Annotated in this window: 18 protein-coding genes; 7 read left to right on the top strand and 11 right to left on the bottom strand. The window is 69.8% G+C overall.

What is annotated here, in order from left to right:
* Nucleotide 1: 1 nt before the first annotated feature.
* On the top strand, nucleotides 2–625 hold the full coding sequence (locus AB0M01_RS13245; RefSeq protein WP_363668837.1) for a hypothetical protein: 624 nt from the start codon (nucleotides 2–4) through the stop codon (nucleotides 623–625).
* Between the two features lie 39 nt (nucleotides 626–664).
* On the opposite strand, the gene AB0M01_RS13240 is transcribed toward AB0M01_RS13245, so the two are convergent.
* On the bottom strand, nucleotides 665–3775 hold the full coding sequence (locus tag AB0M01_RS13240; protein WP_363668835.1) for a hypothetical protein: 3111 nt from the start codon (nucleotides 3773–3775) through the stop codon (nucleotides 665–667).
* A 110-nt stretch (nucleotides 3776–3885) separates the two neighbouring features.
* On the opposite strand from AB0M01_RS13240, the gene AB0M01_RS13235 reads away from it, so the two are divergent.
* Nucleotides 3886–4482 (top strand): nitroreductase family protein, encoded by a 597-nt coding sequence (locus AB0M01_RS13235; RefSeq protein ID WP_363668833.1) that lies wholly within the window; start codon nucleotides 3886–3888, stop codon nucleotides 4480–4482.
* Nucleotides 4483–4562: 80 nt separating this feature from the next.
* Nucleotides 4563–5366 (top strand): SGNH/GDSL hydrolase family protein, encoded by an 804-nt coding sequence (locus AB0M01_RS13230; protein WP_363668831.1) that lies wholly within the window; start codon nucleotides 4563–4565, stop codon nucleotides 5364–5366.
* Between the two features lie 13 nt (nucleotides 5367–5379).
* Here AB0M01_RS13230 and AB0M01_RS13225 read toward each other — a convergent pair whose 3' ends face one another.
* The 3 genes from AB0M01_RS13225 to AB0M01_RS13215 all read right to left on the bottom strand — a co-directional run bounded on the left by AB0M01_RS13225 (nucleotide 5380) and on the right by AB0M01_RS13215 (nucleotide 6704).
* Nucleotides 5380–5994 (bottom strand): methyltransferase domain-containing protein, encoded by a 615-nt coding sequence (locus AB0M01_RS13225; protein ID WP_363668829.1) that lies wholly within the window; start codon nucleotides 5992–5994, stop codon nucleotides 5380–5382.
* 43 nt (nucleotides 5995–6037) lie between these two features.
* The gene (locus tag AB0M01_RS13220) at nucleotides 6038–6430 is read right to left on the bottom strand and encodes a YciI family protein (RefSeq protein ID WP_363668827.1); all 393 of its coding nucleotides are present in this window, start codon (nucleotides 6428–6430) and stop codon (nucleotides 6038–6040) included.
* 103 nt (nucleotides 6431–6533) lie between these two features.
* The gene (locus AB0M01_RS13215) at nucleotides 6534–6704 is read right to left on the bottom strand and encodes a hypothetical protein (RefSeq protein ID WP_363668825.1); all 171 of its coding nucleotides are present in this window, start codon (nucleotides 6702–6704) and stop codon (nucleotides 6534–6536) included.
* Between the two features lie 89 nt (nucleotides 6705–6793).
* Here AB0M01_RS13215 and AB0M01_RS13210 point away from each other — a divergent pair, with 89 nt between their 5' ends.
* Together AB0M01_RS13210 and AB0M01_RS13205 are read left to right on the top strand one after the other, a co-directional pair.
* Nucleotides 6794–7603 (top strand): metalloregulator ArsR/SmtB family transcription factor, encoded by an 810-nt coding sequence (locus tag AB0M01_RS13210; RefSeq protein WP_363668823.1) that lies wholly within the window; start codon nucleotides 6794–6796, stop codon nucleotides 7601–7603.
* On the top strand, nucleotides 7600–8190 hold the full coding sequence (locus AB0M01_RS13205; RefSeq protein ID WP_363668821.1) for a dihydrofolate reductase family protein: 591 nt from the start codon (nucleotides 7600–7602) through the stop codon (nucleotides 8188–8190). Before AB0M01_RS13210 ends, AB0M01_RS13205 begins: the two co-directional genes overlap by 4 nt.
* Nucleotides 8191–8219: 29 nt before the next feature.
* Here AB0M01_RS13205 and AB0M01_RS13200 read toward each other — a convergent pair whose 3' ends face one another.
* The 3 genes from AB0M01_RS13200 to AB0M01_RS13190 form a co-directional block, all read right to left on the bottom strand.
* Nucleotides 8220–9176 (bottom strand): LuxR C-terminal-related transcriptional regulator, encoded by a 957-nt coding sequence (locus AB0M01_RS13200; protein WP_363668819.1) that lies wholly within the window; start codon nucleotides 9174–9176, stop codon nucleotides 8220–8222.
* A 129-nt stretch (nucleotides 9177–9305) separates the two neighbouring features.
* Nucleotides 9306–9485: a hypothetical protein gene (locus AB0M01_RS13195; protein ID WP_363668817.1), complete on the bottom strand. Its 180-nt coding sequence runs from the start codon at nucleotides 9483–9485 to the stop codon at nucleotides 9306–9308.
* Nucleotides 9486–9559: 74 nt separating this feature from the next.
* The gene (locus tag AB0M01_RS13190; RefSeq protein ID WP_363668815.1) at nucleotides 9560–10051 is read right to left on the bottom strand and encodes a MarR family transcriptional regulator; all 492 of its coding nucleotides are present in this window, start codon (nucleotides 10049–10051) and stop codon (nucleotides 9560–9562) included.
* Nucleotides 10052–10117: 66 nt separating this feature from the next.
* Between AB0M01_RS13190 and AB0M01_RS13185 the strand changes: the two genes are divergently transcribed.
* Nucleotides 10118–10870: a hypothetical protein gene (locus AB0M01_RS13185; protein WP_363668813.1), complete on the top strand. Its 753-nt coding sequence runs from the start codon at nucleotides 10118–10120 to the stop codon at nucleotides 10868–10870.
* Here AB0M01_RS13185 and AB0M01_RS13180 read toward each other — a convergent pair whose 3' ends face one another.
* Nucleotides 10871–11869, bottom strand: coding sequence for a LacI family DNA-binding transcriptional regulator (locus tag AB0M01_RS13180; RefSeq protein WP_363668811.1), 999 nt, complete (start codon nucleotides 11867–11869; stop codon nucleotides 10871–10873).
* A 94-nt stretch (nucleotides 11870–11963) separates the two neighbouring features.
* Nucleotides 11964–14123, bottom strand: coding sequence for a discoidin domain-containing protein (locus tag AB0M01_RS13175; protein WP_363668809.1), 2160 nt, complete (start codon nucleotides 14121–14123; stop codon nucleotides 11964–11966).
* Nucleotides 14124–14434: 311 nt separating this feature from the next.
* Between AB0M01_RS13175 and AB0M01_RS13170 the strand changes: the two genes are divergently transcribed.
* Nucleotides 14435–15376, top strand: coding sequence for a DUF1996 domain-containing protein (locus AB0M01_RS13170; protein WP_363668807.1), 942 nt, complete (start codon nucleotides 14435–14437; stop codon nucleotides 15374–15376).
* A gap of 186 nt (nucleotides 15377–15562) precedes the next feature.
* Here the strand turns inward: AB0M01_RS13170 and AB0M01_RS13165 are convergent, their stop codons facing one another.
* Entirely contained in the window at nucleotides 15563–16564 is a 1002-nt protein-coding gene (locus AB0M01_RS13165; RefSeq protein WP_363668805.1) for a sugar phosphate isomerase/epimerase family protein, read from the bottom strand.
* A 397-nt stretch (nucleotides 16565–16961) separates the two neighbouring features.
* Nucleotides 16962–22355, bottom strand: a complete 5394-nt coding sequence (locus AB0M01_RS13160) for a ThuA domain-containing protein (protein ID WP_363668803.1) — start codon at nucleotides 22353–22355, stop codon at nucleotides 16962–16964.
* Nucleotides 22356–22433 lie beyond the last annotated feature (78 nt).

Below are 22433 nucleotides of genomic sequence, written 5' to 3'. Positions count from 1 at the left end.
GATGAGTTTTCTGCCGTTCCCTTCGCCTGACGATGCGATGCAGGCGAGCTTCGCCGCCGAGCAGGAGGATCTCGGGTTCGTGATGAACCTGACGCGGCTGTGGTCGTACCAACCGGGTCTGAAGGACGCGTTGTTCGCGGTGATCGGCTCGGTGGTCGAGGAACACGATCTCGACTTCCGGACCCGCGGGATCCTGGTCACCGCGATGGCCTCGACGCTCGGCGACACCTACTGTTCCGTTGCCTGGGGCACCAAATTGGCCGGGGAGACCTCGGGGGCGCATGCGGCGGCCGTCCTTGGCGGTGACGACGCTCCGCTGTCCCCGGCGGAGATCGCGCTCTCCGAGTGGGCCCGGAAGATCACCCGCGACCCGAACGCAACGACGGCTGCGGATCTCGAGCCGCTCCGGGCGGCCGGCTGGACCGACCGCCAGATCTTCGGCCTCACGGTGTTCGTCGCGCTGCGGATCGCGTTCTCGACGGTGAACGACGCCCTCGGCGCGCGGCCGGATGCGGCGTACCGTTCGCTGGCGCCGCGCGAGGTCCTGGACGCGCTGCCGGCCGGTCGCCCGCTCGACGCCGAGGAGCAATCGAGCGACTACCAGCAGGGCGTCACGGCGAGCTGAATTCAGCTCGCCGTAGACTCCGCTCCCCTCCTGATCTCCTCAGGCGCTCGGCGGAGCGAGGTCGAACGTTGCGTCGATCCGCAGCTCCGACGCGCGACCTGGGTTGCTGAGGATCGCCAGGATCACGTGCCGCTGATCCCAACGTCCGGCAGCCCAAGCGAGCGCCTTCGCCAGCCCGTTGAACGTCGCCGCGTGCGGCTCACCACTCTCGTCGACCCACCACGAGACCTCGACCCCGTCGACCAGCAGCTCCTCGTGCTCCCACCAGATCTCAGGCACCTGAGGCACCAACTCCCGCACGATCGCGGGGACCTCGGCCGCCGTTCCCGTCCCCTCGACCTTGCCCCCGGCAACCTCGCCGGCCATCGGCACTTCCAGCAGATCACTCAGTCCGTCGGCGACGACTCCGAACGCAACCACAAACCCACCGAGATCCGTTCGCTGCAGCCACATCGGACCGTCGGCAACCACCGCGTCCGCTGCAGGGACCACCCGACTCAGTACCTCCCCCTCGACACCGTGCAGGTCATCATTGGAGTTCGGCAGCTCGGCCTCTCCGCCCAGCACCCGCACGCGGTCCGGTGCGGTGTCCGGGTACACCTTCAGCGTTCCCAGCTGCTGCCAGAGCTGCAGGATCGCGCTCTCTCCGATCTCCCGCCGCGGATCTGCCAACCGGTCCAGCAACTCGCCGACGCCGTCGACATCGAGGTCAGCCACAGTCCGTACCAGCCCGACCGCCGTTCGCACCTCCGGGTCCAACCGCCTCGTCCACTCCGGCGCCGGGTCCAGCAGGCTCGCCAGCACCGGATCGACCTCCGGGTCAGCCCGGCCCGCCAGCGGCTCGCCGTCCTCCAGCAGCACTCGCTCGCGGATCCACCACGCGGCATACGACGGTACGCCGTACGCCCGATCATCCGGTCCGACCACCCGCGGCCGGTCCACCAGCGCACGCCGCAGCTCCGGCGACGTCCCGAACATCTCCAGCACCCGCGGCCAGGCGTCGTCGACGACCCAGTCAAGATCCCGTACGGCGACCAGCTCGCCAACGGTCACGCCGTACCGCGACCCGTCCGGCGCCACATCGTCGGCCCAGTCTTCGATCCCGTCGAGATCCGCCAGCTCCTCCGGCAGCTCGTCCAGCACCACGTCAGCGGCGGCAACGACGCCAAGCGAACTCAGCACGCCAACGGCTGAAAGCGCCTCGACGCCGTACCGCTCCAGCAGGTCGCCCGCGATCGGCGCGACCTCCTCCTCGTCGAGCACCGCCTCGGCCTCGGACCCGGCGACCACCAACGCGTTCGCCGGCACCAGCTCGCCGTCGGCGTCACGCAGGACGAGGTCGGACAACCACCACAGCCCGTCCGCCTGCGCCGGATCAACCGCGACCACGCCGAGCACGGCAGACGCGATCAACTCCGGGGCGTCGGCGTCCGCCGAGTTCTCCACCGCCGCGCGCACCGCGCTGTCCTCCAGCAACGTCCGCGGAGTCGCGGGGAGCGCTCCCAGCCGTTCCAGCGTCTCGTGCACCGCGTCCGGATGCACCACCCGTACGCCGTACTCACCGAACGTCGCGAGCACGTCGTTCGGCAGCTCGCGCCCCGGCAGCAGCAGCCCACGAACGCCGCGTACCAGCCGCCCGTCAGCGAGCGGCACCGGCAACGTCCCCAAGGACTCACGCAGGAGAGCATCCGTGACCATCCCGGAGAGCGCTCTATACGTTTCCCGCCACCACGCCGGAGGCTGCGCCACCTGGCCGAGCTGGTCGACGACCTCAGCCAGCTCGAGCCGCCGCACGCCAATTGCCTCGAGAGCAGCCCGATCCTGCCGCCGCTCCCGAACCAGCCCACTCACCATCGGCGCGAGCACGACGTCGAAGGCTTCATCAGCGCCGGCCACAACCACGGCATCCCGGGGCGCCACCAAGCGCGGAAGCGCCTCGGCGTGCATCTCCTCGCCCTGGTCGTCGCCACCAAGTCCCCGCAGCAGCGGCGTCCCCGGTAGCACCTTCATGATCTCCACGCGGAGCGCCCCATCGAGCGCACCGGCCGCGAGCCCGGTCGGCACCAGCGGCAGTACGTCCGCGCCCGCCTCGGCCTGGGTCTCCAGCAGTCTCGCGTACGCCTGTGCCGCCTTCTCCACCAGGTGATCCGTCAGCGCACCCTTCGCGACGTGCCGCCGCGACGGATCCAGCGGGAAGGTTGCCAAGAGCAACACAGGCAGCGACAACGACTCGTCCGTCGGCGTCGGTGCGAACACCGTCCGCGGCACCAGCGTCTCCGTGGACCGCGGCAGCGCCCACAGCACCGACCAGTACGGCCGCGCTCGCTCCTCGGTCGTCCGGTCCGCCAGCAACCGCTCTCTCGCGTTCTCGTCGAGGACTCCCGCAGCACGCCGTACGGTCCATCGCGACAGCACGTCGGCGAGCATCCGCTCCTCGCCGTCGACGTCGATCTCGATCCGCTCCAACCCGGGCAGCGCGAGCAGCAGCGGATCGCCCGCGTCGGCGAGCAACCGCCGTACGAGCTCAGCCGCCGCGTCGTCGCGCAGCGGCAGGATCACCGCGGTGTCGAAGCCCTCCGGCGCCTCCCCCTCCGCCTCGAACGGCAGCCGCAGTACCGGCACCTGCCCGTCGCGTCGGCGTACCTCGAGATCCAGCCCATCAGACCCGACCGCCGCGACCGCCGCCGCAGTATCCGCCCGCGAGAACCGCACGCCACCGCTCCGCGACAGGATGACCGGCTCATCACTCACCGCCAGTACCGCAGCGAACCCGACCCCGAACCGTCCCACCGCGACCGCCCGCGGATCGAGCTGCCGCAGATCCCCGCCGGACCGCTCCAGATCATCGTCCCGCTTCGCCGAGGCCCGCAGCGTCGCCAGCGATTCGACTCCGGCCGCCGTCAGCGGCGCACCCGTGTTCGCGACGACGAGGGTCTGCCCGCGCAACGAGAACCGCACCCGCCCCGGCACCCCCGCACGCACGGCCGCGTCCGCAGCGTTCTGCGCCAGCTCGACCACCACCCGGTCGAGGTACCCGCCGAGCGCGAGATCCTCCTCGGCGTTCGCGTCCTCCCGAAACCGCACCGGCGCCGCCGCCCAGCCCGCCAGAACGCGCTCTCTGATCCCGGAACTCCCGAAGTCGTCACTCACGGCGTGGAGTATGCCGCGCCCGGCGGGCTCGCGGCACATCGGCGCCGGTGCCTCGCCGTCCGGCGCCAATTCCCGTACCGCGGCGACGGCTGAGCACGTACCTTGCCCCCATGGACTTTCAGGATGTGGTGCGACGGCGGCGGATGGTTCGGCGGTACGACGTACAGCGGGCGGTGCCGGAGGAGATCGTCGAGCGGATCCTCGACAACGCGCTCCGCGCGCCGTCGGCCGGCTTCTCGCAGGGCTTCGGGTACCTCGTGCTCGACACCCAGGACGACATCGCGCGCTTCCGCGACGCCGCCCGACCCGAGGAGGAGCCGGAGAACTGGCTGGCCGCGAACATCGAGACCCCGCTGCTGATCGTCGTCCACTCCAACAAGGACGCCTACCTCGACCGCTACGCCGAACCCGACAAGGGCCACACCGACCGCGCCGAGGACTGGTGGCCGGTTCCCTACTGGGACATCGATGCCGGCATGTCCGCGCTGCTGATCCTGCAGACCGCGGTCGACGAGGGCCTCGGCGCCTGCTTCTTCGGACTGCCCGCCGACCGCATCCCGGTCTACCGCGAGCAGTTCGACGTACCGGACAACTTCATGCCGATCGGCGCCATCTCGATCGGCTACTCCGACGAACCACCCCGCAACCTCAGCAAGCGCCGCAAGCCGACGGAGGACCTGGTCCACCGCGGCCGCTGGACCAGCTGAGAGCGCGATCGCCGGCCAACTGAGAGCGCGATCGCTGGCCACCTGAGAGCGCGATCCCGGGGCGCCGGTAGGTTGGCGGGGTGATCGCTTCTGGGAGTCGGTACGTCGCGCTGGGCAGTTCGTTCGCGGCCGGGCCGGGGATCTCGCCGGTGGTCGACAAGGCCGCCGGGCGGTCGGGGCGCAACTATCCGCGCCTGGTCGCCGAGCGGCTCGGGCTGGATCTCGTCGACGTGACGTACTCCGGAGCGACCACCGCGCACCTGCTGACCGACCGGCAGGACGACGCGGCGCCGCAGATCGATGCCGTCGGACCCGAGACCGCGCTGGTGACGGTGACCGCCGGGGGCAACGATCTCGAGTACATCGGCGCGTTCATCCGCGGCAGCCTGATGAACACGCTCGCCAAGCCCGCCACGCTCTTCGGCCGCCGGGTCGCGAACCGGATCCGCGCCCGGGTCAGCTACCTGCGCGACGACACGGCGTACGACGAAACCACCGCGCGACTCGCCGAGATCGTCCGTGAGATCCGAGATCGCGCTCCCTCGGCGCGGATCCTGCTCGTCGACTACCTCGCGGTGATCGGGCCGATGACGCGGCCGCGCCTTGACGTACCGCTGAACGAGGAACAGCTCCCGAGCGTTGCGCTGATGGCTGACCGGCTCGCGGGGGTGTTCGCGGCTGCCGCGGAGCAGTCGGGGGCCGAGTTGGTGGCGGTCTCCGGGGTGAGCAAGGAGCACGCGGTGGGGTCGGCGGAGCCGTGGACCACCGGGTTCAGTCTGCGGTCGCCGCGGCTCGGCGGGGTCGTTCCGTATCACCCGAACGAGGCGGGGATGCGGGCTGTTGCCGAGTACGTCGTACGGCAGCTCGAGGACGGGCCGGCCTAGGCCGCAGCCCGGATCACTCCGGCCGTTGCGCCCAGAAGAGCGCGTGCCCGTTCGCTCCTTCGGGCACGCGCTCCTGAGTCTCCACCGTCAGCCCGCTCGCCGTGATCCACGCGCGGTTGGTGTCGGCGTCGGCGTGGCTCCACCACATGGTGACGCCACTGCCGAGCCAGTCGTCGTCGACACCGGTCCACGGCCGGTCGCCCGTCGTACAGACGAACCACCCACCTGGCCGCAACCACCGCGCGATCTTCGCGAGCAACAACTGCTGCTCGTCCAGCGGCAGGTGGATCAACGCGTAGAACGACACCACAGCGTCGTACGACGCGGCAGCGAAATCGAGCGACGCCGCATCGGCCTGGATGAACTCCGCCGCCGGCACCAGCTCCCGCGCCCGCCGGATCTGGACCTCGCTGATGTCGACCCCGGTCACGGCGTGACCGGCAGCAGCCAGCTCGCGGGCTAGCGGGAGGCCGCTGCCGCAGCCGATGTCGAGCACCCGGCTCCCGGCGTCGAGGCGCGCGGTCAGCTGGTCGATCCAGCCCCGGTACTTCGACTCCCCGTCGTACGCCTTGTCGTAGCGCTCCGACAAGGCGTCGTACCCGCGCCGGACGATCTCCTTCGGATCCATGAGCGCCGACGCTAGCCAGCCGGGCCGCGGCCCGGCGAGCGAATTACGCCGGGGGCTCGGCGTCGGCGGGGTGGATCTCGACGTTCTGGTTGGTCGGGCGGCCGCCCGGACCCGGCGTGAGAGAGACCCGGAGAGCGATCTCCACCGCTCTCTGCTCGCTCGCGACGTCGATCACCCAGTAGCCGGCCAGGACCTCTTTGGTTTCGGTGAACGGGCCGTCGGTGACGATCGCCTCGCCGTCGTCGTCGGCGTGCACGGTCTTCATGTTCGCCGGGCCGGTCAGCCCGCGGACCTCGACCAGCTCACCGGACGCCTGCAGGTCGCGGTTGAGGTCGTGCATGTACTCGACCATCACCTTGACGTCCTGGTCAGACCAGAGGGTCGGCATCTCGTCCCAGTCCCGCTTGTTCGAGTCGATCAGCAGCATGTACTTCATTCCAGCTCCTCCCGGTACGGCGCCACCTCGGCGCCTCCGTCAGCAACGTCGGAGCCGATATCGCGTTCTCGACACCCTCAGGCGGAGCGGTAATCCGGCAGGGCTACCTGGCCGTCCACTGGTGCGGGCAGACCGAGCACCGGTGGTCCGGGCCGTGGTCCGCCGGCCGGCGGCAGATGTGCTGGTCGTGCGCGCTGACGCCTGGTGTGTTCATCTCGGCGGTCGCACCACAGGTCTGCGAGCGCTGCGCATGAGCGCCTGTCCCCTCGGTCACCCTGGGCATCTTAGCCTCAGCGCGCCGTCACCAAACCAGTGCCTAGATATTCATTGACAAGAATATTCAGATCGGTGAATACTCAAGGCATGGAAGAGATCGCAGCAGCCCTCGGCGACCGCGCCCGATGGCGGATCGTGGAGCTGCTGGCCGAGCGCCCGCGGACGGTCGGTGAGCTGGCCGAACTGGCCGGCCTCCGCCAGCCGCAGACGACGAAGCATCTGCAAACGCTGGCCCGCGCAGGCGTCGTCGCGGTGGTCCCGCTGGGACAGCGGCGGGTCTACGCGCTCGAGACCGAGCCGTTGCGGGCGTTCGGGCTGCGGCTGCAGGCATTGGTCGAGTCCACCGAGGCGCACGCAGGCGACCGCGACGTCCTCGAGCGGTACCGGGCGGCGATCGAGGCCGACACGGTGCTCGCGAAGGCCGACCGCTGGGCCGACGGCCGCGGCTTCACCTTCGAGCGAGTCCTCGCCGGTACGCCGTACGCCGTGTGGCGGCACTGGACCGAGCCCGAGCTGCTCGCGAACTGGTGGGCCCCGCCCTCGCTGACCGTCGTCGAGTGCCTGCTCGAACCGGCCGCCGGCGGTCGCGTCGTCCTGGTGTACGGCGACGCCGACGGTGGGCGGTACCGGTCCGAGGGCGTGGTCCGGCGCGCGGAGAACGCGCGCCGGCTCAGCTTCGGGCTGTCCGTTCTGGACGCGGAGAGCGCGATCTCGTTCTCTGCCGACTACGACCTGAGCCTGGCCGCCGTACCGGACGGAACGCGGCTGCGGCTCGACGTGAGCATCTCCGAGACGACCGTGGACGCGGTCCCGTACATCGCCGGGATCGAGACCGGCTGGACGCAGGTGCTCGACAACCTCACCGAACGAATCAAGGAAGAAGGAACACCGAGATGAGCAATCGCACCGTGCGCGCGAACCTGGCGATCACCCTCGACGGCCGGTACCACGGCGCCGGCGGGCCCGCCGACTTCGCCGCGATCGGGCCGTACGTGACCACCAAGGTCGCTCGCGACCAGCTGACCCGGATCTGGGAGGGCGCGACCACCTGCGTCCTCGGCCGGCTCAACGCCGAGGGCTTCCTCGGCTACTGGCCCCCGCTGGCCGAGGACGAGACCGCCGATCCGCACGACCGCGGATACGCGCGCTGGCTGACCGACGTGGAGAAGGTGATCTTCTCGACCACGCTGACCGAGCCGCCGGGTGAGCACAGCCGGCTGGTGAACGCGCCGGCTCCTGAGGTCGTCGCAGAGCTGAAAGAGAACGGCGAGGGCGACATCCTCGTCTGCAGCAGCTCCAGCGTCATCAAGCCGCTGCTCGCCGCGGACCTGATCGACCGGCTGTACCTGATGGTGGTGCCGGAGATCGCGGGCGGGAGCGCCCGGCTGTTCGACGACGGGCTGCCGGCGACGAAGTGGACGCTGGCGCACCAGGAGACGGGCGAGCTGGGCGAGATGGCGCTGGTCTACGAGCGGGCGCGCTGAGGCGGGCGAGCCGGTACGCCGTACCGGGGTCAGAGCCAGTTCTGCCGCGAGGCCTGGACGCCCAGCTGGAAACGGGTCTGGGCGCCCAGCGTCTCCTGCAGCCTGCTGATCCGGCGCGCGATCGTCCGCTCGCTGACGCCGAACTCCCGCGCGATCGACTCGTCGGTCAGGCCCGCGCTCAGGTACGTGAGCAACCGCTTCGTCTCCAGCGCCGGCGCCCCGATCGCCTCGGTGTTCTCGGTGCCCCCGGTGATCGGCACCGAGACCCGCCAGAGCGCATCGAAGATCCCGACCAGCCCGGTCAGGAACGGTGACTGGTGGACCACCATCGCTGCCGAGTTCACGATCTCGCCGACCGTCGTACGGGCGGCCAGCAGGGCCCAGCGGTCGTCGACGATCGTGAGGTTGAGCGGGATGTCGGGGAAGACGCGGGCCTGCTCGCCGGCGTCGACGCACTGCTGGACCATCCGCAGCGCGTTCGCGTCCTGCAGGACGCGGGTGCCGTAGATGACCTCGTAGGTGACGCCGCGGGCCAGCGCGTCGAACAGGCCCTCGACGATCTGCGGATTGGTCGGCGTCGCGATGTTGCCCACCGTCATCGCGCGGACCCGCTGCTCGGCGTCGACCTGGACGGAGTTGATCACGCTCCGGGTCACCTCGAGCGACGGCAGCAGTTCGACGTACGTCTGCTGGCCGATCCCCGCGGTCCACAGCTCGGAGAGCAAGGAAGCGCTCTCCCGGGCCAGCTCCGCTTCCTTCGTCCGGCACTGCGCGACCGCCTCCATCGCGCGGTGCGGCGGCTGCGGCAGCACCTTGTCGTCGGAGCGTTCGACCAGCCCGACCGCGGCCAGCTCACCCAGCGGGACGTCGAGCTCGGTCCCGTGCCGCTCGGCCAGATCGGCGAGATCGAGGGCACCACGCGCGATCAGGTCGAGGTAGATGGCCTCGGCCTGAGCTGAGATCCCCAGCGCGCGGAGTTGCTGCATCTGTCCTGTCTACCAGTTGAACGCCGCACCACTGTAGATCTCCCGGGTGCCGGGAGCGGGAGATCTACGGCACGCTACTGCTCGTGACCGCCGTGACCGTCCGGAAGACGTACGGCGTGGTCTTCTCCGTCAACGCAGGACTGTGCCACGCCTCCGGGTCTCCAGTCGCCCGATCTCCCGCACGACTCCGACGACCCAGCGCCACCCGACCTGGATGACCGGCCCGAGGCGCCGGTCCTTCCCCGGGTCCCCCTCGCGCACCTGCTGCGTCACGTTCTCCCGCGCCACCAACAGCCCCAACCCGTCCATCGCCCGACCTCCAGCTCCCGGCACCCCGTCGGTGCCTTCACCGGTACGTCGAACCAGAACCCCCGTTCATGACATCACTCGTCCTCGGTCACCTGGACGAGCCGCCGCAGCAGCGCCTCCAGCACGTCCTGATCCTTCGCCGTCAGCGTCCGCACCAGCTCCTGCTCGACCTGCTGGATCTCGTCGATCCCCCGCTCCCACACCGCACGCCCGGCCCGCGTCAACGTCGCGACCACCTTCCGCCGGTCGTCGGGATCGTGCGTCCGCTCGACGTACCCGTGCCGCTCGAGCGCGTCGAGCCGGTTCGTCATCGCGGCCGGCGACATCCCCAGCTGCTTCGCGAGCGCACCGGGCGTCGTCCGGTACGGCGTACCGCCGCGTCGCAACATGTGCAGCGTCTTGAACTCCCACCACTGCAACCCGTACGCCGCCAGCACCGCGTCGCGCCGCCGATCCAGGTACCGCGTCAGTACCTGCATCCGCACGACGATCCCCTCGACCCGCCCGTCGAGATCGGCCTGCTCCTGCGACCACAGCGCGATGTGGTCGTCGATCGAATCCTTCACCCGTCGTACTGTTCAGCGACTGAAGCTTAGTTGTCAAACTTTTCGACGTCGAAATACCCTCGCGCCATGGCCGAACTCCCGCTCCCCCAGCTCCTCACCGCCGCCACCCTGCTCGCCCGAGCAGCCCAGTGGGACGCCGCCCGCGCGCTCCTCGAGTCAGCCGAGGTCAGCCCTGCCGAAGGTCCTGGTTTCGCCCTGGCCCTCGCCGACCTGGCCGTGGACCAGGACTTCGCCCAACGCACCACCCACTCCCCCGCCGCACTGGCCGCCCTGGCCACCCTCGAACTCACCCCCACCCAGGCTTGGGACCGCGCCCTCCTCGACCTCCGCCACTCCTACTTCCTGAAGCTCCTCACCCCAGCCCCCGACGAAGCCCTGGCCACCCAAGCCAAAACTCTGGAAGCCACCGCCCCCGACGACTCCCGCCGAGCCACGATCCTCTTCTACCAAGGACTCATCGCCGACAACCTCAACGCCCTCCCCCAGGAAGCCTTCACCCGGTACTCAGCTTCCCTGGCCCTCTGCAACACCACCGGCGACACCCTCCAGGCCTCCTACGCCCACCGCCACCTCGGCGACCACGCCCACACCGCCGGCGACCTCCCCCGAGCCCGTACCCACTGGCAACTCTCCACCGAACAACGCCAGACCGCCGGCCACGTCCCCGCCACCCTCGCCCAACAGGCGCTCCTGGCGGTCCTAGCCAAAGACGAAGGCAACCAAGAAGCCGCCAAGGCACTAGCCACCGAGGTCAACCGCTGGGCCCACCAACTCCACATCCCTTACCTGCAGGACCAAACCGAACCGCTGCTCGGCTGATCAAGCCGTCGCGCGGATGACCAAGCTGGGCTCGAAGATCCTGCACTGTGGACCCTGGGTGGGGTCGGCGATCTGAGCCAGGAGGAGGCGGGACATCTCGGCGGCCATGTCCTCCAGGGGCTGGGCGATGGTGGTGAGGTCGGCGTTGATCGCCGGTTTGCTGTTGTCGAAGCCGATGACGGCTACGTCGGGGCGGCCGGTGTCGCGGAGGGCTCGGAGGGCTCCGACGGCCATCAGGTCGTTGGCGGCGAAGACGGCGTCGAGGTCGGGGACCGTCGAGAGCAGGTGGTGCATGGCGGACTCGCCGCTGTCCTGGGTGAAGTTGCCGTGGGCTACTGCTACGTGGGCGTGGCCGTGCCGGGCCATCGCCTGGCGGAAGCCGGTGAGGCGGTCCTGAGCGGCCAGTACGTCGGTGGGGCCGGCGATGGTGACGACTCGTTGGCAGCCTCTGGTGACGAGGTGGTCGGCGGCCAGGGCAGCGCCTGCTTCGTGGGCGAGGTCCACGTAGCTGATCGGGGCGGGCAGGGCCGGACGGGCGAACAGTACGGCGGGAATGCCGGCGTCGACGAAGACGCCGGGCAGCGGGTCGTCGGCGCGGGTGGAGACCAGGACGGCGCCGTCGGCGCGGCCGTGGCGGATCAGGGCGACGGAGTCGGCGCGGGCCCGGTCGGAGTCGGCGGCGACGACGATCGGGGGGATGCCCAGCGCGCCCAGGTGCGCGATCATGCCGCCGGCGACCCGGCCGAAGAACGGATCGTCGAAGATCTCTTCGGCGGTGCCGTCGGAGCCGGAGACGACCAGCACGACCGCGCCCGCACGGCTGCCCGCGAGCGCACGCGCGGCCGAGTTCGGGCGGTAGCCGGTCTTCTTGATCGCGTGCTGCACCTTCGTGCGCAGCGCAGGGGCGACGGTGGCGACGTCGTTGATCACGCGCGACACGGTCGCCCGGGACACGCCGGCGACCGTCGCGACGTCTTCCAAAGTGGGCGTCCGGGTCATGGCAACGGATGTTATCTCTGGCAACGCTCGGTCCCCTGTCGGTTGTCCACAGGCCCGGCGGCCTCCCCACGAGGCCGCCGGACCGAGGAGGATCTCAGCGCCGGTAGACGCCGAACTCGTACAGCGAGTAGCCGAACCCGGTCCCCCGCTGGGTCCCGGTCAGCCGCACGTACCGCCCCGACCCCGCGACCGCGAGATCGTCGACGTCACCGTTCCCGTCGGCGGTCGTGTAGACCTGCCGCCAGTTCGCGCCGTCGTCGGAGGCCTCGACCCGGTAGGCCCGCGCGAACGCGCCCTCCCAGATCAGCTGCAGCCGGTCGAACGACTGCACCGACCCCAGGTCGATCTGGATCCACTGCGGGTCCGACCAGTCGCTGGCCCAGCGCGTCGTGTTGTTCCCGTCGGTCACGTTCGACGGCGGGTACGGCGCACCGTTGCCGACCTGCTGGTACGACGACGCCGTCACCGGCTTGCCCCGGGCGACGTTCGTGCCCTGGACCGGCGGGGCGACGACTCGGAACGACCGGGTCTCGATCCCCACGTTGCCCTTGCCGTCGCGCACGTAGTCGTACAGCTTCCACACCCCGAGCCGCTGCGGCACGGTCACCGTGAACGGCCCGTTGCCCGACGACGGCGTCGTCACCAGCGACCCGCTGTTGTCGATGTACTTGCCGCCGACCTTGAACTCGTGCGTCAGCGGATCCCCGTCCGGGTCGCTGACCGCGACGTTCACCGAGATGGTCCCACCGGCCGGTACGTCGGTGGTCCGGCTCAGCGACATCCCGGTGATCACCGGCGGCGTGTTGCCGCCCGCCGGGCCGCCGTACGCCTGCCGGATCGCGTAGTACGAGAGCCGCTTCTCGCCGCCCGGTGCGATGTTGAACCAGACCGCGCCGAAGTCGTTCTCGTTGCCGTAGTGGAACAGTGTCGCGCCGAGCGCGACCCCGGTGTGCCCCGTGATGCAGTTCCACGCCTGGAGGTAGCCGTCGCGCTTCTGGAGGTCGGTCGGCTCGTTCGGTACGCCGTTGGCGTCGTTGGGGACCTCCCACTCACCCGCGGGCCCGCCCTCGGTCAGGATGTACGGCTTGGTGTAGCCGCCGTTGATCCAGTCCTGCTTGACCTGGCAGACGTTGCCGTACGAGTTGACCGCGAGCAGGTCGAGATCGGGTGAGTACTGCTTGAAGTACGGCCAGGCGCCGGTCCACGCGTCGGTCGAGGTGACCGGGTGGTTCGGGTCGATCGCGTGGATCGCCTTGGCGCCCTCGTTGACGAACTTGGCGTACTCGATCCGCTGCGTCTCCAGCTCCGCGCCGGAGTAGCAGTTCTGCAGCCCGAGCACGGACTCGTTGCCGACGTTCCACAGCAGCACACCGGGGTGGTCCTTGTACTCCGTGGTCCAGCGCCGGATCTCGCCGAGCATGTTCTGCTTGTACGTCGTGTCGGTGACGTAGTTGACGCAGCCGCCGCTGCCGGGTCCACCACCGGGCTGGAGCCAGTAGCCGGCGATCACGCGCATCCCGTTCGCGGCCGCGGAGTCGAACAGCGGCTTCGAGCTCGCGTCGGTTCCCCACGTGCGGACGGTGTTGACGCCGATCGACTTCAGCTGCGGGAGGTGCTGCGGCGCGTCGGCCGCGGCCGGTCCCCAGGTCAGGCCCTTGACCTGCCAGGGCTGGCCGTTGACGAGCAGCCGCCAGTTGCCCTGGCTGCCGGCGACCTGGACGGTCCCGTTGCCCTGCGGCGGGCCGCCGGTGCCCGGCGTACCGTGCACCTCGAACTCCCAGAGCGAGTAGCCGTAGCCGCCGACGCGCTGGGTGCCGGTCATCCGGACGTAGCGGCCGGAGCCGTTGACGGCGAGCGTGTCGGTGCCGCCGTCGCCGGTCGCCGTACTGGCGAGCGGCCGCCAGGTCTGGGCGTCGTCGGAGATCTCCACCCGGTACGCCGTCGCGTACGCGGCCTCCCAGCGCAGCACGACCTGGCTGACGGTCGCCGCCGAGCCGAGGTCGACCTGCAGCCACTGGGGGTCGCTGAACACGCTGGACCAGCGGGTGTTGAGGTCGCCGTCGACGGCGGCGGCGGCCGGCGTACCGGCGCCTTCGGAGGAGGAGGCGGTGACCGGGCGGCCTTGGGAGAGCAGGGTCGCCGCTTGGGCCGGTGCGGCCTGCAGGACGAGGTTGCCGAGCAAGAGGGTGGAGGCCGCGACAGTTGCCGCGAGCAAAGACCGCACTCGTCGTCGTGGCGGAGTAGGAGAAATCATCGAGTGGTGCTCCTTCGCTGTGTGCGTGAGGCGGTACGGCACAGCGACCGGAACCCGGCGGGGCAGCCGCCGGGAACGGTGCGCGAGAGTCAGAGAGCGCTCTCTCGCGGTCCGATCGTGGCCGCCGCCGGACGCCTTGTCAACCGCTCGTTCACGCTCAGCCGGTTCCGGAACCGGGGACCACTTGACAGCGCGGACGGCCCGATCGACTCTGTTCCAGAGAGCGCTCTCCCGCGATTCCCAGACCGCGGGCCGCGTAGTACCCAGTTCCTGCCCACCGCCCCGCGGAATCCCCCGACAGGAGGAGATCCGTGTTCAGCAGAAGGAAGAAGATCCTGTTCGCCGGCGGCACCGCCGCCCTGACCCTCAGCGCTGTCCTCACCGCCGTCGCCGGCACCCAGGCACAGGCCGACGACCTGGTCACCCACCACGAGTTCCAGGTGAACTGCACGGTCAACCACCGGGCCACCGACGACCCCATCGTGTTCCCCAACATGCCTGGCGCGTCCCACGAGCACAGCTTCGTCGGCAACAAGACGACGAACGCCTCCACCACGCTCGGCAGCCTGAACGCTGCCGGCGCCTACGCGACCACCTGCCTCAACCCCGACGACCTGTCGGCGTACTGGTGGCCGACGATGTTCCGCGGACCCGGCAGCAGCCAGCCCGTGCAGCAGACCTGGCACCAGGTCATCTACTACAAGTCCGGCATCCTCGACTACCAGGCAGTCCGGCCGTTCCCGCCGGGCCTCCGGTACGTCGTCGGCAGCCCGACCGCGACCCTGAACGACTTCAGGACCTCACCCGGCGCCGTCGAGGGCTGGGAGTGCGGCGACAGCACGCACAACTGGGACTTCCCGACGAACTGCCCCGCCGGGACCCAGCTGAACATCCGGTACCAGGCCCCGAGCTGCTGGAACGGACGTGATCTGGACACCCCGGACCACAAGAGCCACATGGCCTACCCGGTCAACGGTTCCTGCCCGGCCAGTCACCCGAACCCGGTGCCGATGCTGGAGTTCAAGATCGCGTTCCCCGCGGACGGGGACGTGACCGACGTCCGGCTGGCCAGCGGACGCGGGTACACCTGGCACTACGACTTCTTCAACGCCTGGGACGTCCCGACGCTGGCGGCCCTGGTGAGCCACTGCATCAACGGTGGCCTGCAGTGCAACTCGAAGGGCTTCGACCTCTACAAGCCCAACCGCGGACAGGTCCTCGGCGACAACTACCGGTTGCCCGGACGCCCCTAGAACACCTGTGGTGCCGGGGTCTGGGCAGGACCTCGGCACCACAGGCGCCCCACCACAACACGCGACCTTGAACACCAACTGGGGGCCTCGAACAAGGTATGTCTTGTTCAAGGCCCCGAATTGGTGTTCAAGGCCCCCGGTTGGGCTCGCGATTGCGGGGGCGGGGGGTGAGGAGGAGACGGCTGACTAGGAGGAGAACGCGGCGTCGAAGGAGGCGGTGGGTGGGTCGAAGGCGAGGGTGCGAACGAACTGCAGGGCTTCGGCGGCGCCGACCAGGCGGTCCATGCCGGCGTCCTCCCACTCGACCGAGATCGGGCCGGCGTACCCGATCGTGTTGAGCATCCGGAAGCAGGCCTCCCACGGGACGTCGCCGTGGCCGGTGGAGACGAAGTCCCAGCCGCGCCGGGGGTCGCCCCAGGCCAGGTGCGAACCCATCCGGCCGTTGCGGCCGTTGCCGACCTGGCGCTTGGCGTCCTTGCAGTCGACGTGGTAGATCCGGTCCTTGAAGTCCCACAGGAAGCCGACCGGGTCGAGGTCCTGCCAGACGAAGTGGCTCGGGTCCCAGTTCAGACCGAACGCCTCGCGGTGGCCGATCGCCTCCAGCGCGCGGGTGGTCGACCAGTAGTCGTAGGCGATCTCCGACGGGTGCACCTCGTGCGCGAACTTCACGCCGGCCTCGTCGAAGACGTCCAGGATCGGGTTCCAGCGGTCGGCGAAGTCGGCGTACCCGGCGTCCACCATCGACTGCGGCACCGGCGGGAACATGGCGACCGTCTTCCAGATCGCCGAGCCGGTGAAGCCGACCACGACGTCGACGCCGAGCCGGCGGGCGGCGCGGGCGGTGACGCCCATCTCCTCAGCCGCGCGCTGCCGGACGCCTTCGGGGTCGCCGTCGCCCCAGATGTGCGCGGGCAGGATCGCCTGGTGGCGGGCGTCGATCGGGTCGTCGCAGACCGCCTGGCCGAGCAGGTGGTTGGAGATCGTCCAGACCTTGAGGTTGTGCTTCTCGAGGATGTCGAGCCGGTTCTGGACGTAGGCGTCGTCCTCGGCCGCGCGCCGGACGTCGAGGTGGTCACCCCAGCAGGCGATCTCGAGCCCGTCGTAGCCCCACTCCGAGGCCAGGCGAGCCACCTCCTCGAACGGCAAGTCGGCCCACTGGCCGGTGAACAGGGTGATCGGTCGAGCCATTTTCCTTGTACTCCTTCAGTTGGTACGACGAACAGCCGGGCTGGGGCGGGCGGGAAAAGCTGAGGTGAGGGAAAGCGGTGGAGCGGACGAGGGCCTGCGGGTGGGAGGTCGGAAGGGGCTGGGTTTTCAAGTACCAACCCTCGGTCGGTGGCCGGTACTTGGTTGGTGAGCACCCGTCGAGCCAGGCAGTTGCCTCGCAGGGTTCAGGGGATGTCCCCGGCGCCTGGCCGGAGCGCTTGGCCGGGCGCCGGGGACGGGGCGGTGAAGCCCCCGGCGCTGGGCGGGACCGCTCTCCCGTGCGTCCAGGTGGGGCCGAACCACCAGGGCGCTCGGGAGCTCCTGCACGCCTCTCCGCGTCGGACAGGGTGCGGTCCCGCTCAGCGACGTCTTCATCGGGTCAGATCTTCTTCCTCAGGTCCTGCCCGACAGCTGTCAGCAGGGTCCGGGCGGGAACGTCCCGCACCGTCCTTGCCTGGGCGAGGTACAGGTCCAGCGCGACCCTCTCGACCACCTTCAGGCCCTTGCGCTGCGCCTGCTCGGCCAGGCCGAGCTGCACCTTCATCACCGTTGCCGTTGCCAGTGGCAACGTCTTGGCGACCCGGTACCGCTCGACCAGCTTGACCGCCTCGGCGTACGACGTGACCACGGTGAACGGCACCTTGGTCACCGACGTGTTGCCGGCCTTGTCGACCGCCGTCGCCGTGAGCTCGTGCGCACCGAGCCCGAGCGCGACGCCGTCCAGCTTCCCGCCGGCGGGCAGCGCCTTGCCGTCCACCCGCAGCGTCACCGCGGAGAGCCCGGAGAGCGCGTCCTCGGCGGTCGCGGCGACCGCGACCGTCGACGCGACGCCGAGCTTCCCACCGGCCGCCAAGCCGGTCACCACCGACTTGGGCGCCGTCCGGTCGACCTTCACGGTCACCGACTCCGGCGCCGACACGTTGCCCGCGGTGTCCGAGGCGCGCACCTGGATGGTGTGCGTCCCGTCGGTCCCGAAGCTGACCGGAGCGGTGTACTCCGACCAGTCCCCGTCGCCGACCTTCTGCTCCAGGTACACCTGCCCCGGCTGGTTGTCGGTCGCCATCGCCGTGGCGACGACCGCGTCGTTCCACCACCCGTTCAGCCCGGACGGCGCCGACGGGTTCAGCGACAGGCTGACCTGCGGAGCGACCGTGTCCCGGACCAGCTTGAAGTAGTCGAACTTCGCCGTCTTCGACGCGGTCTGGTCGACCCCGAAGGCGTAGATGCCGAAGCTCGCCGAGGCCAGCGCCGGGTTCGTCACGGCCGGGAGGGCGGTCCAGGCCAGTCCGTCCGCGCTGTACGAGCCGGTGAACGTCGTCCCGCTCTTGGCCAGCCGCAGGTACCAGACTCCCTGCGTCGGGGCCGGAGCGTTCGGCTGCGGCGACACGAGTACGTCGTTCACCTCGCTGCGCAGCTCGATCCCCCGGGTCACCGCGGAGCCCGCGGCGTTGGTCGCGAGGTAGTCGAGCTTCACGTAGTTCGCGTCGTCGCCGTACACCATCAGGCCGCCCTGCTGGTAGGCCTCGTTGAACGCCGAGCCGTCCACCTTGGTCTCGATCGTCCAGTCACCGTCGGGAGCCGGCTGCAGCAGCAGGTTCTTCGGGTTCGTGGCCGTGCCCTGGTAGATGTCGCCATTGCTGGTGTCGATCTCGACCGCACCACCGGTCACCCGGTACGCCGCCGGGTCGGGCCGCACGATCGCGGACCAGCGGCACGCGTCCAGCGCCGTACCGGCGAACTCGTCGTCCGGGGTCGGGACCTCGGCCGTGTCGTCCGGCGTGATGCTGAAGTAGTCGAACTGTGCCGACAGCGGCAGCGCCTCGGTCCGGTTGGCCAGGCCGAACAGACCGATCCGGGGGTTGCTGATCCCGGCCAACTGCTTGGTCTCGCTCATCTCGGTGAAGGTCGCACCGTCCGCGCTGTACGCCGCCTTCAGGTTGGCGCCATCACTGGTGAACCGGACCCAGACCGTGTCCGGGTAGGCCGCTCCCAGGTTGGCGGTGTTCGACGCGGCCACCTCGTTCGGCGTACCGGCTTCCTCGCGGATGAACTGGAAGATCCGGTCGTTCGCCGACGGAGCGCCGGTCGACCGGCCCTGCAGCACCATCTTGGCGTAGTTGTCGTCGTCGCCGTACACGATCAGGCCGGCCTGCTGGTAGGCCAGTCGTGCGGGCATGGTCAGCTTCGCCGTCGCCTGCCAGGCTCCGGCCGGCAGCGGCTGGAGCACGATGTTCGGCGTACCGGTGTTGCCGGTGCCGTAGATGTCGGTCGCCGTCAGCGGGAGCACCAGGTTGCCACCGGCAACCGTCAGCTCCTGGTTGCCACGGACAACCTCGCTCCACCGGCCGGTGTCGAGAGCGGTGCCCTCGAAGCCGTCCGAGCGGCCGGTCAGACACGTCGGCGGTGCCGGCGAGTCGACCTTGATGACGATCTTCGCGGTCCCCTTCGCACCGCGCGCATCGGTCACCGTGACGGTCGCGGTGTGCGTCCCGGCCACGGTGTAGGTGTGGCTCGGCGACTCACCGGTCCCGGTCGCGCCGTCGCCGAAGCTCCAGGCGTACGACAGCGGCAGGTCCCCTTCGGGGTCGGTCGCCGCGGAGGTGAAGTCCACCTTCAGCGGAGCCTTGCCCTGGACAACCGAAGCCGTTGCCGTGACCAACGGTCGCTGGTTCTCGGTGACGCCCTTGCCGAGGAACTTCACCCAGTTCACGTTCAGCTGACCCGTCGTCTTGACGAAGTACAGCGGCCCGCTGGTCAGCGCGGCACCACTGACCGCCGCCGAGAAGTTCCCGTACGTCTGCCAAGCGCCGGTCGGCGTCACCTGGATCGTCGCGACAACCGGACCGTCCGTCGGCGAACCCTGCCGAACCTCGACCGTCGCACCCGCGTCCGGCGAGGCCGCCCGCAGCTCGATCCGGTCGATACCGGTCAGGTTGGTGGGCTTCCAGCCCCACCAGTCGCCGTCCTCGATGAACCCGATGTTCTTGCCGCCACCGGCGGTGTCACCGGTGTCCTCGACCTGTACGCCGGGCGTGGAGCCCGGTCCACCGGTCTCGTCGAAGTACTCCGCCTCGCGGGTCTTCGGCTGCAGCTGCACGACCTTCTCGGTGGTGATCGCACCGGTGCCGGGGGCACCCTTGTCGGTGTACTTCACCGTCACGATGCCGAAGATGTTCGCGCCGACGTGCCCCTCGTCACCAGGAAGCGGGAACGTCCCCTCACAGCCGTGGTACTGCTCGTACCCGTGCGCGTGCTCGTCGTGGCCGAGCGCGGGCTGGGTGATCACGTCCTGGCAGTTCACCGTCCCGTCCTCGGGGTCGGTGACCGTCACCTTGTACTTGATGGTGTCGCCGAAGTCGAAGAAGCCGCCGTCCAGCGGGGCCTCGATCGAGATCGTCGGCGCGGTGTTGCCCGAGGTGATCGACCGGTTCGAGACCGCCGTCCGGCCATCGCTGTCGGTCACCGTCAGCCGAGCGGTGAAGACACCCGGTGTCGTGTACGTGTGCGAAGGCTTCGCCTCGGTCGAGTCCGTCGTCCCGTTGCCGTCGAAGTCCCAGGCCAGCGTGATCGGCTGCCCGTCGGGATCGCGCGATCCCGTGCTGTCGAAGGCCACGGTCAGCGGCGCCGGACCCGAGACCTTGTCGGTCGTGAACTGCGCGATCGGCGCCCGGTTGCCCTGCACGTAGTCGATCCGGTAGATGCCGGAGTCGGCGTTGTTGCCGCCGAACCCGCTGCCCCACTCGATCACGTACAGCGCGCCGTCCGGCCCGAACTGCAGCGCGTGCGGCCGGATCAAGTTCAGCTTGCCGAGCATCCGGGACACGTCGGCGACCTTGTTCCGGTCGTCGTTGAGCTGCACCGAGAACAGCCGGCTGTCGTTCCAGTCCGCGAAGACCGCCTTGCCGTCGAAGTACTGCGGCCACTTGCGGTCGGAGTCGCTGTCCGGGTCGAACTTGTACGCACCGGACGTCATCGGCGCACCACTGCCACCGATCTCCGGTACGCCGGTGGTCGACTTGCCCATCCACAGGCTCGCGGGGATCGCGGCCGGCAGCTGGGTGATGCCGGTGTTGTTCGGCGAGTTGTTCACCGGCGCCGCGCAGTTGAACGTCGCACCGGAGGTCCCGGTCGCGAAGTCGTGGTCGTTGTACGGCGTGTTGTTGCCGACGCAGTACGGCCAGCCGTAGAAGCCCGGCTTGTCCAGGATGTCCCACTCGACGCGGCCGTCCGGGCCACGCGTCGGCGAGACCTGCCCGGCGTCCGGGCCGTAGTCGGCGACGAACAGGTGGTTGGTGGTCGGGTCGATGCCGATCCGGAACGGGTTGCGGAAGCCCATCGCGTAGATCTCGGGCCGGGTCTTCTCGGTGCCAGGCGGGAACATGTTGCCCGCCGGAACCGTGTACGAGCCGTCGGCCTCGATGTGGATCCGCAGCACCTTGCCGTTGAAGTTGTTGCTGTTGGCCGCGCTGCGCTGGGAGTCCCAGGCAGAACGGCCGGCCCGCTCGTCGATCGGCGAGTACCCGTCGGAGTCGAACGGGTTGCTGTTGTCACCGGTGGCGATGAACAGGTTGCCGTTGTTGTCGAACTCCAGCGCACCACCCGCGTGGCAGCACTGGTCGCGCTGGGTGTCGACGCGGATGACCTGCTTCTCGCTCGCCAGATCCAGCGTGTCGCCGTTCACCTTGAACCTCGACACCCGGTCGAACGGTTCGGCGCCGGCCGGCGAGTAGTACAGGTACAGGAAGCCGTTGGTGTCGAAGGCCGGGTCGAGCGCGATCCCGAGCAGCCCGAACTCCTGACCGGTGTAGACGTTCAGCGTCCCCGCGGTGACCACCGACCCGTCGGTCTTGACGATCTTCACGGCGCCGTTGCGGTCGATGTAGAAGACCCGGCCGTCCTTGGCGATGGTCAGCTCCATCGGGTTCGACGTGTCGTCGTCGAGGGCAACCTTCTGGTAGCTGTCGCTCAGCGACGCGCCGCAGTCGGCCGGCTGCACGCCCGCGGCGGTCTTGATGCCGCCGAGCAGGTGGGTGCGGAAGACCGGGTCGGCGTACGACTCGATGGTGTGGCCCATGCCGGTGTACCAGGCCCGGCCGCCGTCGTAGTCCTGGCACCACGCGATCGGGTGCTCGGGGCCCATGTTGCCCCCGGCGTACGACGTCTCGTCGAGGGAGGCGAGCACGTGCACGCTGTCGCGCGGGTTGGTCCGGTAGTTGTACCACTCGTCGGTGCGGTTCCACGTCGTCGGCGCCTCGGCGGTCGACGGGTGCGCGTGGTCCTCCACCTTGACGTTGGCGTTCGGCGTACCGGCCGGGTGGCTGTCGAAGTAGGAGCCGACGAGCTTGCCGTACCAGGGCCACTCGTACTCGGTGTCCGAGGCCGCGTGCACACCGGCGTACCCGCCGCCGCCCTGGATGTAGCGCTGGAACGCGGCCTGCTGGTCGGCGTTCAGCACGTCACCGGTCGTCGACAGCCAGATGACCACCTCGTACTTGGCCAGCTCGGTGTCGTTGAACATCGCCGCGTCCTCGGTCGCGGTGACGGTGAAGTTGTTGCCCGCGGCCAAGTCCTTGATGGCCTGGATCCCGGCCGGGATCGAGTCGTGCCGGAACCCGGCGGTCTTGCTGAAGATCAGCGCGTTGAACGTCTCGTCCCCGTGGCCCGGGTGGGCCCGCGCGGGCAAGGCACTGAGCGGGATCGCCAAGGCGGCGATCAGCGCCAGCAGCACGGCACGGACCACCGTGCCGTGCAGGCGCCTGCGTAGCTGGTGCATGAGGGTGCTCCTTATGGGTCGGATAAGGTGCGCGCTCCATCGGTTTCCGGGGCGGGTCCCCGGGCGTCGGCCCTGGTA

The sequence above is a fragment of the Kribbella sp. NPDC051770 genome (assembly GCF_040681455.1).
In the GTDB taxonomy this organism is placed as follows: domain Bacteria; phylum Actinomycetota; class Actinomycetes; order Propionibacteriales; family Kribbellaceae; genus Kribbella.
Note: the sequence above shows the minus strand (reverse complement) of the source record. Positions and strands in the feature narration are given on the sequence as shown.